Origin of the sequence: Aerococcus sp. UMB7834 (assembly GCF_030215145.1) — a bacterium.
Classification (GTDB): Bacteria; Bacillota; Bacilli; order Lactobacillales; family Aerococcaceae; genus Aerococcus.
Window position 1 is genome coordinate 125,794 of record NZ_JASOLI010000005.1, and the last position, 15,850, is coordinate 141,643.

The 15,850-nt window shown below is 45.9% G+C and carries 15 protein-coding genes; 13 read left to right on the forward strand and 2 right to left on the reverse strand.

Annotated elements, in window-relative coordinates; all coding sequences use genetic code 11:
* Positions 1 to 9 precede the first annotated feature (9 nt).
* The 10 genes from QP339_RS05440 to lplA all read left to right on the forward strand — a co-directional run bounded on the left by QP339_RS05440 (position 10) and on the right by lplA (position 9,391).
* Entirely contained in the window at positions 10 to 369 is a 360-nt protein-coding gene (locus QP339_RS05440) for a metal-sulfur cluster assembly factor (RefSeq protein WP_067975504.1), read from the forward strand.
* Between the two features lie 138 nt (positions 370 to 507).
* Positions 508 to 1,098, forward strand: a complete 591-nt coding sequence (locus QP339_RS05445; RefSeq protein ID WP_070616728.1) for a YdcF family protein — start codon at positions 508 to 510, stop codon at positions 1,096 to 1,098.
* A gap of 237 nt (positions 1,099 to 1,335) precedes the next feature.
* Positions 1,336 to 2,667: a branched-chain amino acid transport system II carrier protein gene (gene brnQ, locus QP339_RS05450; RefSeq protein WP_284910717.1), complete on the forward strand. Its 1,332-nt coding sequence runs from the start codon at positions 1,336 to 1,338 to the stop codon at positions 2,665 to 2,667.
* A gap of 112 nt (positions 2,668 to 2,779) precedes the next feature.
* The gene (locus QP339_RS05455; RefSeq protein ID WP_284910718.1) at positions 2,780 to 3,730 is read left to right on the forward strand and encodes an LCP family glycopolymer transferase; all 951 of its coding nucleotides are present in this window, start codon (positions 2,780 to 2,782) and stop codon (positions 3,728 to 3,730) included.
* A gap of 54 nt (positions 3,731 to 3,784) precedes the next feature.
* Positions 3,785 to 4,696 carry a DUF975 family protein gene (locus QP339_RS05460; protein ID WP_284910719.1) on the forward strand — a complete coding sequence of 304 codons (912 nt, stop codon included), beginning with the start codon at positions 3,785 to 3,787 and terminating at the stop codon, positions 4,694 to 4,696.
* Between the two features lie 336 nt (positions 4,697 to 5,032).
* Positions 5,033 to 6,085 (forward strand): methionine ABC transporter ATP-binding protein, encoded by a 1,053-nt coding sequence (locus QP339_RS05465; RefSeq protein WP_284910720.1) that lies wholly within the window; start codon positions 5,033 to 5,035, stop codon positions 6,083 to 6,085.
* Positions 6,082 to 6,762 (forward strand): methionine ABC transporter permease, encoded by a 681-nt coding sequence (locus QP339_RS05470; RefSeq protein WP_502869656.1) that lies wholly within the window; start codon positions 6,082 to 6,084, stop codon positions 6,760 to 6,762. Before QP339_RS05465 ends, QP339_RS05470 begins: the two co-directional genes overlap by 4 nt.
* 26 nt (positions 6,763 to 6,788) lie before the next feature.
* On the forward strand, positions 6,789 to 7,706 hold the full coding sequence (locus QP339_RS05475) for a MetQ/NlpA family ABC transporter substrate-binding protein (RefSeq protein WP_284910722.1): 918 nt from the start codon (positions 6,789 to 6,791) through the stop codon (positions 7,704 to 7,706).
* Positions 7,707 to 7,845: 139 nt separating this feature from the next.
* Positions 7,846 to 8,361, forward strand: coding sequence for a GNAT family N-acetyltransferase (locus QP339_RS05480; RefSeq protein ID WP_284910723.1), 516 nt, complete (start codon positions 7,846 to 7,848; stop codon positions 8,359 to 8,361).
* Positions 8,362 to 8,371: 10 nt separating this feature from the next.
* Positions 8,372 to 9,391: a lipoate--protein ligase gene (lplA, locus tag QP339_RS05485; protein ID WP_284910724.1), complete on the forward strand. Its 1,020-nt coding sequence runs from the start codon at positions 8,372 to 8,374 to the stop codon at positions 9,389 to 9,391.
* A 591-nt stretch (positions 9,392 to 9,982) separates the two neighbouring features.
* Here lplA and QP339_RS05490 read toward each other — a convergent pair.
* Entirely contained in the window at positions 9,983 to 10,630 is a 648-nt protein-coding gene (locus QP339_RS05490; protein WP_284910725.1) for an adaptor protein MecA, read from the reverse strand.
* Between the two features lie 270 nt (positions 10,631 to 10,900).
* Positions 10,901 to 11,296, reverse strand: coding sequence for a transcriptional regulator SpxA (gene spxA / locus QP339_RS05495; RefSeq protein WP_070430294.1), 396 nt, complete (start codon positions 11,294 to 11,296; stop codon positions 10,901 to 10,903).
* Positions 11,297 to 11,746: 450 nt separating this feature from the next.
* Between spxA and trpS the strand changes: the two genes are divergently transcribed.
* The 3 genes from trpS to pepF all read left to right on the forward strand — a co-directional run bounded on the left by trpS (position 11,747) and on the right by pepF (position 15,788).
* Positions 11,747 to 12,739, forward strand: coding sequence for a tryptophan--tRNA ligase (gene trpS, locus QP339_RS05500; protein WP_284910726.1), 993 nt, complete (start codon positions 11,747 to 11,749; stop codon positions 12,737 to 12,739).
* A gap of 206 nt (positions 12,740 to 12,945) precedes the next feature.
* A complete protein-coding gene (locus QP339_RS05505) occupies positions 12,946 to 13,965 on the forward strand; it encodes a competence protein CoiA (RefSeq protein ID WP_284910727.1) in 1,020 nt (339 codons plus the stop codon).
* 26 nt (positions 13,966 to 13,991) lie between these two features.
* Positions 13,992 to 15,788 carry an oligoendopeptidase F gene (gene pepF, locus QP339_RS05510; RefSeq protein WP_284910728.1) on the forward strand — a complete coding sequence of 599 codons (1,797 nt, stop codon included), beginning with the start codon at positions 13,992 to 13,994 and terminating at the stop codon, positions 15,786 to 15,788.
* Positions 15,789 to 15,850: the final 62 nt, after the last annotated feature.

Here is a 15,850-nt window from a genome sequence, read left to right on the forward strand (position 1 = left end):
GAAGTTTATATGAGTGAAGAAAATTTTACCGACCTTTCCAAATTTGAAGATTTGAAACTCATGGACGAAGCCCTCTATGAGGAGTGTATCCAGGCCTTAGAGCAAGTCATTGACCCGGAACTGGGCATTGATATTGTCAACCTGGGTCTGATCTACGACTTGCTCTATGACGGTGAGGGCCACCTCCTGATTAAGATGACCCTAACCACTATGGGCTGTCCTCTCCAGGATGTGCTCATGGAATCGGCGGCCATTGCCCTGGATGATGTCGATGCGATTAAAGAAATGAAGATCGACTTGGTTTGGGTGCCTGCTTGGACAACCAAACGTCTTTCGCGTTACGCCCGCATCGCTTTAGGGATCCGCTAATTGATTGAAGGAAGGTAAGGTGCCGACTTGGGACCTCCCTCGCTTGGTCCATAAAACTTGGACCGATGAAAGCCTAGGGAGGGCACTGTGAGGACTTAGGTCTCTTAAGGAATCACGACTAGGCTTGGAAAGGTGCATATGAAACGATTTTTTTTAGGAGCCATTCTAGCTCTCGGGCTAGCTTTGGCTTTTATTTCTTTGTCATATTTTGTGATCATGGATCATTTAATTGTGGATGAGACGCCCAAGCAAGCTGATGTGATTATTGTGCCAGAGGGGATGATTACTGAGGAACGGGCCGAGCGGGCGGCTAACCTTTACCGGGGAGGCTATAGCCGGTCTGGTAAGCTGATTGTGTCGCCCTATGATCAAATTAATGGCGCATACTATGCCGAACATGGGGTGCCAGAGTCCGCTATCGTCAATGATGCCACAGCGACCTCTACCTATGAGAATGCGACCCATAGCTTGAAGATGATGGAAGAGGCGGGCTATAGCTCCGCTTTGGTGGTTTCCTCAGACTATCATATGTTGAGGACCAAGATGATCTTCGAGCGAGTTAACCGTCGCTATGACTTCGATCTTACCTTCGTTGCTGCCTACCACCGCCAGGGGGACCATTGGGTGACTTGGAAGGAAGGACCGGACTATATCCAAGACTTTGCCCAGCAAGAATTCTACAAGTACTGGGCTTATCTCTTGTATCTTTACCATTTTGTGAACCATTAGGCTGGAGCGTTTGGGCTCCAGCTTTTTTAGTGAATTGCGCTGGAGAGTATACCTTGCGCTTTTGAATTTGGACCTTAAAACTTTATTGGATAAGATGATTTTATCTTCAGAAATAGGGGAAAATGATAGAATAGAGATAGTTATGGGCTTATCCTCATCATAAATTAATTTAAGCGCCTTTGATTTATGCTAAAATTTTAATCATTGGTATAAATTTGCGAAAGAGGAGTGATTGCATTGAAGAATCAACACCAGACTTTGAGCTGGCGTCAGTCAACCGTCATCGGGTCTATGTTATTTGGCTTATTTTTTGGGGCTGGTAATCTGATTTTTCCCGTTCAAATGGGGCAGGAAGCTGGAGCTAATCTCTGGCCGGCTGCTCTCGGCTTTGTGGTAACAGCGGTGGGTTTGCCCCTCCTATCTGTGGTGGCTATTGGGGTGTCGGGATCTAAGGGACTCAATGATATGTCGGAGCGGGTCCTTCCCAAGTACGGGCATATCTTTACGGCGCTCTTGTATTTTGTCCTTGGGCCGCTCTTATCGATTCCCCGGACAGCGACGGTATCTTATGAAATTGGCTTTAGTCAGTTTACCCAACACCCGCTCTTATTATTTGCTTATTCGATTTTCTTTTTTATTTGTGTGGCTTATTTCTCTCTCAAGCCTTCAGGGATTATGACCTGGGTGGGCAAGTGGATGAATCCGGTCTTTCTCATTTTTCTAGCCTTGATTTTAGCGGGCGTCTTATTAACTGCTGATAGTTTTTCCTTTGCCGCTTTCCCGGTTGCTCCTAAGTACCAGGAGGCCCCCTTTCTTCAAGGTTTCTTAAATGGTTATAATACCATGGATGTGATTGCTGGTTTGATCTTTGGCATCTTGGTGGTGCGGTCTATCCACCAAGTTGGGGTGACAGAAGACCGGGACGTAGCCATGGGAACCATTAAGAGTGGGGCCTTGAGCATGGGCTTGATGGCTGTGATCTACTTCCTCCTGACCATGTTGGGGGCCCGGAGCTTGGAAGATATTGGCCTGGCCCAAAATGGGGGCGAAGCCTTGATCCAAATTGTATCCACTAAGTTTGGCGTCTTTGCGGGGATCCTGCTCTTTGTAGTCATGTTTGTGGCCTGCCTCAAGACCGCCATTGGCCTTATCGTCTCCTGTGCAGAAACCTTTGCGGAGATCTATCCCAATGTGCTCGACCAGGAGAAATGGACCTATGTTTTCATTGGTATTTCCTTTGTGATTGCTAATGCGGGCTTGAATGCGATCCTGGCTTGGGCAGTCCCCTTTCTGGCCTTTATGTACCCCCTCTCGATTGTGATTGCCCTCCTTCACTTGGTGCCAGCTTGGACGAAGCGACCAGTGATTATGCGCTGGACCCTGGGCTTTACCCTGGTTCCTGCCTGCTTTGACCTCCAGCATGCCCTGCCTACAGGATCGATTGCAGCATTGGATCATTTTGCTGGGGCCGTTTTTCCTTTTTATAGCTATGGTTTTGCCTGGGTCCTACCAGCCATTCTTGGCCTATTAATTGGTCTCGTTCATTCCTATGTTATTAGAAAAGATTAAGCGATTTATTCAAAGCTCCAGTTGGCAATGACTGGAGTTTTTTGATTATAATTGTACTGTTGGCTAAAACACTTTATAATAAAAGTAGAATACGATGATAGAAAGGAAGGGTATGATGCCTCAACGTGACCACTACCGACGACACAAGAGGAGAATATGGCCTTGGATCCTGGCTGGACTTGCCCTTTTGGTCCTAGTTGTTCTAGGGGGGACTTACTTTGGTGCTAAGCAGGTAGCAGATGACCTCTATGCGCCAACTCAGGGGAGGGACCAGGACAAGGAGGCAGGTCAGCGGAATCCAGAATTAGGGGAAGATCCCATCTCTGTCCTCTTGGTAGGTATGGACTCAGGCAATGGGCGGACCACTGGAGAACAGAATACGGATGCCCTCATCCTGCTGACTCTCAATCCCAAGACAGGGTCCGCTAAAATGCTGAGTATTCCCCGGGATACCTATAGCGAACAAGTTGGCACGAAGATCAATGCAGCCTACGGACAAGGGGGGATTGAGGCGACCATTGGAGCTGTCCAAGAGCTCTTGAATGTTCCTGTTGATTACTATGCCTTGGTCAATATGACTGGGCTAGTGAATATTGTGGATAGCCTGGGTGGCATCCAGGTCGATAATCCCCTCAGCTTCAGCAATATGGGCTATAGCTTCCCTCAAGGTCGTATTACCCTCCATGATGGTCAGGAAGCCATGGCCTATATCCGCATGCGCTACGAAGATCCGGAAGGGGACTTTGGCCGGGCCCGGCGTGAACAAGTGGTTCTCAGAGGAATCCTAGATTCTCTGCGTTCCGTTCAAAGCCTGACCCACCTCAAAGACTTATCAGATATTGTCCGCCAAAATGTCCGCACAGACCTCCAGCTGTCCGATATGATGGTCCTGGCCAAGGACTACCGTAATACGGCCGACGCCATTGAACAGGGGGTTCTCAAGGGAACGGATGATATGTCAACAGGAACTTATCTGAGCATTGTCTCAGAAGAAGACCGCCAAGAGGCTTCCAACCGTCTGCGCCAACACCTGGAACTGCATAAAGCATCGCTAAGTGATTAAGGGCAAGCTTCCACCTAACCGTACACTTTGCAAGCCATTAAGGAGGCAATTCAAATGAAACTTGACCTAAGTAATCGAACCATCCATCAGCACGAAAAAACTATCAGTCACAGTAATTTTTGGCGCATTTTAGGGGATATGGTCATTAGCTTTATCGTTGTTTTTGCCATCGATTATCTCATTGACCAGGTAATTAGCTTGGATCCCCAGGAAGGTCTCAGCCTTCGCTTTGGCCTAGTTCCCTTACTCAATCTGATCTCAACGCTAGCTTCCAGTCTCTTCTCTATGGGGATCATGTGGGGCTTAGTACGTCTGGTCCGCCATGGCGGCTCTTATGACCAGGGAAGCTTGGTTCAGCCCTTTAAAGAAAAATTGGGCCGTAATATCTTAGCCCTCTTCCTCCTTGCCTTAATTGGGTTAATTCCAACGATAGTGGTGGGGGTTCTCTCTGGCTTCGGTTTTATTGGCGCCAGTATACTTTCTACTGAAGAATGGCAAGGCTATGCGGCCTTCTTTGGGATTTTTATTTTAGCAGGGATCATACTAGGGATTGTCGTCACTTGGTTGGACTTGTCCCTGGCTATGGTTTCGCCGCTCTTAGGTGATTATCCAGAGATGGGGGCTTGGCAAGTGATGAAGGAAAGCTTCCGTATGATGAAGGGCAACCGCTGGAAACTTCTAGGCTTGATCCTAACTTATATCTGGATTCCAATCCTAATCCTCATTGCCAGCATTGTCGCTTTCTTTGCTTACGCCATTGCTGCAAGTCCTGTTCAAGGGCCTAGCTATGTCCTGGCTTTCTCACTCTTCTTCTTCGCCCTCTTAGTTGCGGCTTTAATTGGACTCTATTACGGTCTGCGCCTGAATGTGGCCAAGGCCCTCTTCTACACCGCCCTAGTAGATAAGGAAAAGGGAACGTCTTGTTTCCCTGGACAGGGTCTAGCAGGGCGAGGCGAAGCCCTCTAAGCGATTCAATTAAGCTCAAGGCCTTGTGCCTTGGGCTTTTTTAGTGATCATGAATAAAAATTCACAAAAAGCTAAGAAAAGCTTGCCTTAAATGATAAAATGATGTGCAAACTTCTTGTTTTATCATGATATAGTGATCGCTTCACTCGATCAAAGGCTATTGGAAATCAATGCTTTCTAAAAGCTAAAAAAATGATAAAATAAATTAGTATAGATACTTGTCTACTTTTCTTAGAAAAAGTAGATGAAAATGAATCGCTGAGGTTCATTGGCAGTTAAGGAGCCAGCCATGTATTTGGGCTTAGGCTTCAATTGAGAGAGTAAAGGATGATGGCTATGATTGATTTACAAAACGTCGATGTCAGCTTTGATACAGCAAGTGGCAAAGTCCATGCCGTTCGAGATGTGAGCTTGTCGATTGCTAAGGGTGAAATCTTTGGTGTGATTGGTTATTCTGGGGCCGGGAAGTCGACCTTAGTCCGTACTATTAACATGCTCCAAGCTCCAACAAGTGGGACGGTGCGGGTGAGTGACTATGAAATGACCGCACTCAACAATAGTGACTTAAGAAAGGCTCGCAAAAATATCGGAATGATCTTCCAACACTTCAACCTGATGAATGCGCGGACGATTGCCGGTAATGTGGCCTTCCCACTCCAGGATTCAGGCTTATCCAAGGAAGAAATCCGTGAAAAAGTGGACCGACTCTTAGAACTGGTTAATTTATCGGACCGCCGGGATGCTTATCCTTCCCAATTATCCGGGGGACAAAAGCAGCGGGTAGCCATTGCCCGGGCCCTAGCCAATGACCCTGATGTTCTCCTCTGTGACGAGGCGACATCAGCCTTGGACCCTAAGACAACCCGGTCGATTTTGCAATTGTTAAAGACTGTCAATGAACAGCTCGGAGTAACCATTGTCATTATTACCCATGAGATGAGCGTGATTAAAGAGATCTGTGACCGGGTAGCGGTCATGCAGGATGGTTATGTCATGGAAGAGGGATCGATCTTTGATATCTTCTCTAATCCACAGACGGAATTAACCAGGAACTTTATCGAGTCAGCGAGTCCTACTGAGAAGGGGATCGCTTCCGTCCTAGCCAATTCCCAGTTGGTCGATGTGAACTCGTCTGATCGGATTATCCGTATTGACTTTGCGGGGGCGGATACAGGAGACCCTCTGGTAGCCCGGCTAGCACGTGATTTCGGCGTTCTTCCAAGTATTCTTTATGCGAATATTGAAGTTCTCCAAGGCATACCGACAGGGACCATGTTGGTATCGATTAGTGGGGATGATCAAGCCATGGCTGATGCCGTTAAGTTTATTGACGACAATGGCGTTAAATGGCGGGAATATCAAGTTGAAGGAAATGGTGGTGTTGAATAATGGATTTTTTAACGAATTTATTGCCTAATGTGAGTGAAATTCCAGACGAATTTATCACAGCAACGATTGAAACGATTTATATGACCATCCTGACCTGTATCATCGGTTTTGCCCTGGGGATTGTGGTGGGGATCTTCCTCGTTCTGACCATGCCGGGTGGCTTGAAGGAAAATCGTGTGGCTTACAGCATTCTGGATAAAATAGTGAACATCTTCCGTTCCATTCCTTTTGTTATTATGATGGCTCTCTTAGTGGGCGTTACCCGCTTTATCGTAGGGACTTCAATCGGGACAACGGCTGCTATTGTGCCACTTGTTGTAGCTACAGTGCCTTTCTTCGCCCGTCAGATTCAGAATGCCTTGATCGAAGTGAATCCGGGTGTGATTGAAGCCGCCCTCTCTATGGGTTTGAGCACTTGGCAAATTGTTAGCCGAGTTTATCTTAAAGAAGCACTGCCAGGTATTATCCGGGTTTCTGCCTTATCGATCATTAATGTGATTGGCTTGACCGCTATGGCTGGTACCATCGGGGGTGGGGGCTTGGGTAACCTAGCCATCACCCGGGGTTACAACCGTTTCCAAACCGATGTGACGATTGTTTCAACTATCATTATTCTGATTATTGTCTTTATTTCACAAGCGGTTGCTGACTGGTATGTCCGCCGCATTGAGCATTAGATTAACAATTAAAGGAGAATTTATTTATGAAAACAAGTTTTAAAAAATTAGGGCTCTTAACAGCGGCTGCCTTTGCCTTGGTAGCTTGTTCGAACGGGGCCAGCAGTGATGACCAAGCAAGCAGCGGTTCAACCGCTGAGCCAACCAAGCTCAAGGTAGGGGTAGTTGGCGATGTAGAACGCGAAGTTTGGGAAGATGTTGCGGAGCGTGCTAAGGACAAGGGGGTTGACCTAGATGTCCAAGTCTTTACTGACTATGTTCAACCTAATAAGGCTTTAGCTGATGGGTCACTCGACCTTAACGCCTTCCAACACATGGCCTTCTTGCATGACTTCAATAGCAGTGAACAACAAGACCTCCAACCTGTCGGCTATACCTATATTTCAGCTATGGCCGCTTATTCTGACAAGGTCGAGTCATTGGACGATCTCAAAGATGGCGCTGAAATTGCGATTCCTAACGATGCAACCAATGGCGGTCGGGCCCTACTCCTTTTAGAACTAGCGGGTGTTATTGAAATTGATGACAATGCCGGCATTTCTCCAACCCCTAATGATATCACTGAGAATCCAAAGAATGTTAAGATTACTGAATTGGATGCGGCTCAGGTGCCACGTTCACTTGGGGATGCTGATGCCGTTGTTGCTAATACCAATTATGCGGTAGATGCCGGCTTGAATCCCTTTAAGGATGGAATCTTCGTCGATACTGAAGATTTAGCCAAGGTAGGGACCCAGTACAAGTGTATCATCGCCACTCAGAAAGATCGGGCCAATGATGAAGCCATTAAGAAGGTTGTTGAAACCTATCAAACGCCTGAAACAGAGGCCAAGATTAAGGAAGTAACCGATGGCGCTGACCAAAAGGCTTGGTCTGATAATGATAATATCTCTGCAGATTATAAGGCTCTCGATGAGCAAGTGAAGGCTGCCAAAAAGAAATAGTATTGATTAGCTGGTTTCCCAGTATAACTTTGGAAGAAGTGTGCTGGGGACTAGCTTTTTTTCTTGGCTTGGCTCGGTCTAGATGAAAGCCTTATCTTTTGCTATAATGTAAGTATCTTATAAGGAAAGAAGGCCGACTATGGAAAGTGTAGCTTATCGCAAGGCCAGCTTGGCTGATCTCGATCGATTAGAAGATATTTTGAAGGCTAGCATCCAATACTTGGCCGACCAGGGAGTAGACCAGTGGCAGAATGGGGAAGTAACCATTGACCATCTTCGCTTAGTGATTGAGGCTGACCAGGCCTATGTCTGCTTAGATGAAGGAAAAAACATTTTAGCCTTTTTCGTCTTAGCTGATGAAGACCAAGCCTATGATGACTTAGCTGAGGGGGCTTGGCAGACAGAGGCCCTTTACTATGCGATCCACCGGGTGATGATTAGCTTTAAGCAAAGAGGTCAGGGCCTCAGCCGGACTGTCTTCGCAATGATCAAAAACATTGCTAAAGCAGATGAGAAGCGGTCGCTGCGGGTGGATACCCATCCAGATAATCGAGTCATGCAGCATATCCTTGAACGGGAGGGCTTTAAGCGCACGGGGTCGACTTACTTAGCCAATGGGGGCTTTCGCTGGACCTATGACTATGCATTAATTTAAGGAGGAAACGATGTATTACGTAAAGAATGAATACCAAGGTGAAGAAATCTATGATCCTAGGCTTAATTTAGCCATTGAATACTATTTACTCAATGAGAAACGTTTAGATGAGCCCATTCTTCTTTTTTATATTAATGAGCCTTCTATTATTATTGGTAAAAACCAGAACACCCGGGCCGAAATCAACCAGGACTATGTGCGTGACCATAATATCCATGTCGTCCGCCGCTTTTCTGGTGGGGGTGCGGTCTACCATGACCTAGGCAATATTTCCTTCTGCTTTATCACCGATGACGATGGCAATTCCTTCCGCAATTTCAAGAAGTTTACAGACCCTGTGATCGATGCCTTACATAAGATGGGGGTTGAGGGAGCAGAGTTGCGCGGCCGCAATGACTTGGTGATTGATGGCAAGAAGTTCTCCGGTAATGCCATGTACAGCCACAAGGGCCGGATGACCGCCCACGGGACCCTGATGTTTGACGTGGATATTTCGGTAACGACAGAGGTCTTAAAGCCTAAGAAAGAAAAATTAACGTCTAAGGGGGTTAAATCAGTTCGCAGCCGGGTGACGAATATTAAACCTTTCTTGAACGATGATTATCAAAATATTTCTATCCATGAATTCCGTGAAATTCTATTGAAATTTATCTTTGATGTCGATCGCCTAGACCAAGTCAAAGAGTATCAATTGACGGATGAAGACTGGGAAGAAATCTTCCACTTTAGAGATCGCTATACCGGCAATGATGATTGGAATTATGGCAAGGATCCAGACTATGAACTGATCCGCGAAGGCCGGACGCCAGCTGGTCAAATTGAATTTCAATTCAATATCTCTAAAGGAAAAATTCAAGAAATTTCAATTTATGGGGATTTCTTCGGCCTGGGCGAAATCTCCGATGTAGAAGAGGCCCTCAGAGGCTCGGACTATACGGAAGAGGGTTTAAGAGAGACTTTCTCAACCCTTGATATTAATAAATATTTTGGCAACATCTCCGTCGAAGACTTGATTGACTTGATTTATTAGTTGCTCAAGGAAGTGGCATGTGTGAGCGAGTTTGCTTGTCTTGGTTTTGTTCTCAAATTTTCATAAAAAAGGGAAAAGCCCCAAAACAATCCGCTGAGTGATGGTTTTGGGGCCTTTGATATGCTGTGAGAGGATTTATTTTGTTGGCGATGGCTTGAAGGAAGGCTAGCTAATTTGTCTATTTAGGGCTAGCCTTGCGATAGTTTATCTAAAGAATATGTATTTTAGTAAAAAAAGAAGCTAGCCAGACTGAATTATAGCTGGTTAGCTTCTTGATAGGGTGCTTATGTGGTCAAAGTCTTATTCCGACTTACTTTAATCATCTAAGCCTAAACGCCAAGTCTCACACCCTGGTCTAGTTGGGTTCGAAGATGCAGAAAGGGCTCCTCTTCACAAAATCCCTGCGAAGTCTTTCAGACTTCTTCGGTCTTTTGCTCCAGAGGTCCACTTCTACCGCGCTCCCTCACACCCTTTAGTCGGGTTCGGTCTGGCAGCTTTCCTGTCACTTCACAAGTCTCCGCCGCAGTCCTTTAGACTGTTTTGTTGACTTGTTCCAGTGAAGGAAAGCTAAGCGCCAGCTCTCACACCCTTTTAGTTAAAGTTTTGGGCGATGGTTTGGTTGGCGCGGCCTTCTGCTAGGATTTGGCCGTGTTCTCTTAGGACTGCTTGGTTGATGGATGGAAGTTGTCCGTATTCGAGGGCACAATAGATGGCGTTCTCGATGGTTCCTGGATCATATTCAGTCGGGTTAAAGGTTAAAAGATAATAAAATTGGCCGCCTAGCTGGTAGAGATCGACTTGGACATCTCTTAGGGGATAGGCGTGGCTGAAGGCGATAAGGTCATCGAATTTTTGGAAGCCAAGAATGACCTGATTCCAGTCTTCTTGGTCCCAGTCCTTGCTCAAGATACTATCTTCTTCGTCTAAGGCACTTTCGCCTTCTTCGATAATATCGAGCAATTTCTTATAGGCTCGGCGCTCTTCTTCAGGGGAAGTTTCAGGTCCTGTCTTGCTGATATAGAGATCAATTCCTCCCTTTTTAGGCATAACTTGGAAGGTGAGGGCTTCCGAGTCTTGGAAGCGCCGGGAGGTATCCATTTCTTCCAAGACAGATAGGAAGAAACTTTCGACAGCCTTCTGGTCACTAATAATATCGGTGAAGGAAATTCCTCGATCGACGAGGTCTTCTGACGCGATAAAGACACGCATAGTATTTTCATTGATATATTCCATTTCCATTGGGTCTCACCTCAATCTCTTGCTGTTTATTCTAGTCTATCGTAAAAAACGAGAATAGTAAATTGATTCTGATTGAAAAATGCGAAAAGAAGCAATTTTAAGCTTTTTTGCTTGAATGACACAGAAATCTTTGGAAAAATAAAAGTGTATAGCCTTTAAGTAAGCATCCGCTCTGCTTTTGAATTTGCTTTTTAGGACTAATTGTCAATGTTAATTAGCTAGGGAAGTAAATAAAAAAGAGTGCGTAAAACACACTCCTTAGATGAATTATTAGCCCATCTTACGTAAAGCTTCATGCAGTTCAATCTTACGAACTTTACGAGGTAGGAAGCGACGAATTTCATCTTCGTTGTATCCTACTTGCAGGCGCTTCTCATCCATAATAATTGGACGGCGAAGTAAGCCTGGCGTTGTTTGAATTAAATCAAACAGTTCATTCAAACCGATTTCTTCAAGATTGAGGTCCAATTCTTGGAAAGCCTTAGATCTTGTTGAAATAATTTCTTCAGTCCCATTTTCAGTCATACGTAAAATGTCTTTGATTTCATCTGAACTGAGGGGATCGGAAAAGATATTGCGCTCTTCGTAAGCTATGTCGTTCTCTTCTAGCCAAGCGCGCGCTTTACGGCATGAAGTGCAACTTGGTGACGTGTATAATTTTACCATTTGCATCTCTCCTTAAGAAATGACTAATGCATCATTCAACATACTTATTATAACAATTATTAAAATCCATTTAAAGCTACTTTCGAAAGTAAGAATTTGATTAAATACGAAGATGGGTTAAAAGCCTGACATGAAGGGCTTTTAAATTGTAAGTAATTTGTAAAGAAATGGATTTATCTACAATAAAGAAAAAATAAAAACATTTTTTGTATTTTTATTTCTTTTTTTATTCAGTCGCAATAATTAAAGCTTAAGATCTCGCGCCTTTTAAGGAGATATAGTTTTTTGGAATAAAAATGTACAACTCATTATTCTACCACAGATCTGATTTAATACCATTAAAAGCAACTTTTGAATTAAAAGTCGCAGGAAAAAAACAGTCTTCTACTGAATTCCTTGAGGGCTAATGCTATAATAAGAAGGTAATTTACTAACTAGGAGGAAGCAGGAATGAAAAAAATTTTTTCAGGGGTTCAACCGAGTGGTATCCCGACCATAGGGAACTATGTGGGCGCGCTCAAGCAATTTGTTGACCTGCAAAATGACCACGATGCCATCTATTGTGTTATGAACCAGCATGCCATCACGGTGCCCCAAGATCCAGAAAGCTTAAGAGAGAATACACGGCGTTTAGCGGCTCTCTATCTTGCCTTGGGGGTCGATCCACATCAGTCAACCATCTTCGTACAGGGGGATGTTGCGGCTCATGCTAAGGCAGGCTGGTTGGTCCAATGCCTGATTCCTCTGGGCGAGTTGGAGCGGATGACTCAGTTTAAGGATAAGTCAGCCAAGAAACAGTCTGTTATGTCAGGGCTCTTGACCTATCCAACCTTGATGGTGGCAGATATTATCCTCTACCATGCCGACTTAGTGCCTGTGGGGGATGACCAGAAGCAACATATGGAACTGACCCGGAATTTTGTGGACCGCTTTAACAAGCGCTTTGCCAGCAAGGACCAGCCTATCCTAACCAAGCCAGAACACTTGACGCCTAAGTCAGGGGGCCGGATTATGAGCTTGCAGGATCCAAGTCAGAAGATGTCCAAGTCAGATGATAATCAGAAGGCCTTTATCTCGCTCTTGGATGAACCCAAGAAGGCTGCTAAGAAGATCAAGTCTGCTGTAACGGATTCTTCTGGTGTCATTAGCTATGATCCTGAAGAAAAACCAGGGGTCTCCAATCTCTTAGACATCTATTCAGCTTTCTCGAATCGGAGCATTGACGACTTAGTCACTGAGTATGAGGGTTCAGGCTATGGGGCCTTTAAAGGCGACTTGGCTGAAGTGATGGCTGACTTCTTGTCACCGATGCAAGCCCGTTATTATGACTTGCTCGAGTCTGATGAACTGGAAGATATCTTGCGCGAAGGGGCTAAGAAGGCAGAAGTCATTGCCAACCAAACCCTGGCTGAGATGGAAGATGCTATGGGACTGCGTTATTAATGCAAGTTTTATAGTCAAAGCAAGCAAGTTTCCTATCAAAAAGGGGACTTGCTTTTTTATCTGCTCGTTATTTAAATTGTCTGGGTGAGCATACCTTCCGCTTTTGATCAAAATTAGTTCCTACTACTTTTTGGCTTCCTATATTCTAAATAAACTTTCGTGGATTTGGCGCAATTTGGTTTATATATCTATAGGAGGTGCGTGAGATGTTTTTTGCACATATCGAAAATAATCAATTGATTGCAGCGAGCCAGGTGGGGGCTTTGGACAGCCAGCCGCGCTTTTATTGTCCGACTTGCCACCAGCAAGTAAACTTCTGCCAACCGCGGCGAGGTCGCCCTTACTTCGCCCACCAAGCTAAGCGCTCTACTGGGGGAGGGGAATCTGACCGCCACCGGGCTTCTAAGGAGCAAATGGCCGAAATCCTAAGGGCAGGAGGCTATGAGGTCTTGACGGAACTGCCTATCGATACGATTAAACGACGGGCTGATTTATGCGTAGATAAGCGCTGGGTTTTAGAGATCCAATATGCGCAAATGTCAGCTGAGGAAGCAGGGAAGCGGACCAGTGATTATCATTTGGCAGGTTTTAATTTGCTCTGGTTGCTCGGCCACCAGTCGCCCCACTTCAAGCTGCGACCAGCTTATTTAAAGCGTTTGTGGCCCTTCCTCAAGCCCTTTGCCCAGCTAGGCCTCTGCCTGCCTTATTGGCACGAGGAAGCGGCTGATGTTCGTCTATATGCTCTTGATTATTATGGGAGGCTCGGGACAGTCTACCGGCTATCGCTCCCGGACTACCTCGCCCTCTGTCAGTTGACAGGCTGGGAGGAGGGTTTCAACTTTAGTCAACTGATCCCTAAGCAGGCCATCCATAGTCTGCCTCCCTCACATTACCAGCGTCGCTTACTGGAGATCCTAAGGCGGCCCAGCCAGTCGGAGCGGCGTTTGCTCAATTGCCTCTACCAGGTCGGCCTCTCTCTCATGGATTTGCCCCAGATCTTGGTCTTAGTCACAGACAAATCTTTACTCACTGAAGAGCCCTTTTGGCTAGTTTTAGCCTATACTTACTTGGTTAACCAGGGCTTTTTGACTCGAGAGGACTTGGCCCAAGCCTTGTCTTGGCGCCCGCATCCTGTTTTTGAGTTAGCATTAAGAGAAGATTTTTTGAACCATCTCTTCCAGAGCTTGCCTCAGTTTTTGAAGGCGGGTGAGACTATGCTAGAATAGGAAGAGAGAATAAAGGAGGATATCATATGTCAGAAATTAAAGAAGCCCAAGCCAGAGAGGCTATGGATCCCGCCTACCAGTGGGACCTGAGCTCAATTTATGCCCAAGATGAAGACTTTGAAAAAGATTTAGCTAATTTTAGCCAACATTTAGACCGTCTCGCCCCTTACCAAGGCCAGCTCCATAAGGGGGAAGACCAGGTGATTGGCGCCCTAGAGGTTCTTTTAGAGATTAGCCGGCAACTGGAACGGCTCTATGTCTATGCCCATCTCAAGCACGACCAGGATACGACTAACGCCAAGTATTTGGACTATAATAACAAAGCCAGTGGTCTCTTGACTGAGGTCTCAAGTGCTCTGTCTTGGTTTGAGCCTGAAGTCTTGGCCTTGCCCGATGACAGTTTGGACCGCCTCGCTGAGCGTGAGGATTACGGGCAATTCTTTAAGGAATTGAGAGATCAGAAGGCCCATGTCCTTGATCCTGAATTGGAAAAGGCCCTAGCAGCAGCGGGTGAAATCTTCTCTAGCCCAGGACGGATTTTTAGCATGATTAATAACGCTGACTTAACTTTTGAGCCGGTTGAAGCGGCGGATGGTCAGAAAATTTCCTTAACCCATGGGAGTTATGGCCGCTTATTAGAACACTCGGACCGCAACTTGCGCCGTCAGGCCTTCCACAATCTCTACCAGGGCTATGAAGGCTTGATTCATACCCTGGCCGAGAATATGAGTAATAATGTGAAGAGCCACAATTACAAGGCCAAGCTCCGTCACTATGATAGTGCACGCGAAGCTGCTCTGGCGCAAAATCATATTCCCGTGGCTGTCTATGATCGTCTGGTAGAAAAGGTGAACGACCACCTAGGAGACTTCCACGACTACTTAAACTTCCGTAAAGACCAACTTGGCTTAGAAAAGATGCAGATGTATGACCTCTATACGCCCCTAGCTGGTGAGGCGCCTATCCGCTTTACTTTTGAAGAGGCTAAGGAGCTTACCCGCAAGGCCCTAGCGCCCCTTGGCCAGGCTTATTTGGCTGATCTGGAACAGGCCTTTGAGGAAGGCTGGATTGATGTCTATGAAAATATCGGTAAAAGGTCAGGGGCTTATTCATCTGGTGCCTATGACACCAAGCCTTATGTTCTGCTCAACTGGCAAGATTCCTTAAATGATGTCTATACCCTGGTCCATGAACTGGGTCACAGTATGCATTCTTACTATACCCGCAAGCACCAGCCTTATGTTTATGGAGATTATTCGATCTTCTTGGCTGAGATTGCCTCGACCACGAATGAGAATCTCTTAACTGAATATCTCTTAGCGACCGTGGAAGATACGGAGACCCGGATCTATATTCTCAACCAATACCTGGATAGCGTGAAGGGGACGCTCTTTAGACAGACCCAGTTCGCTGAATTCGAACAGTGGATGCATGAAGAGGCAGCCGCAGGGCGGAGTTTGACGGCAGAGACCCTCAATAAGGCCTATTTCGAACTCAACCAACGCTACTACGGGTCAGCTGTTGATCCTGAAGACCAGACGATTGCTATGGAATGGGCACGGATTCCGCATTTCTATTACAATTTCTATGTCTACCAATATGCGACAGGTTTCTCTGCTGCCAATCGTTTGGCTGAACGGATTAGTCGTGGGGAAGAGGGGGCTGTTAGTGCTTACCTAAGCTACTTATCAGCGGGCTCTAGCGATTACCCGATTCAGGTGATGCAGCGCGCTGGTGTGGATATGACCCAGGGTGACTACTTGGATTCTGCCTTTGACCAATTCAAGGCTCGTCTCCAAGAACTGAAACAACTAATGGCTTAAAAAAAGCTTCCTTTATTAAAAATAGAGAACAAGAAAAAAGAGACCCAATCTTGAAGAGCTGG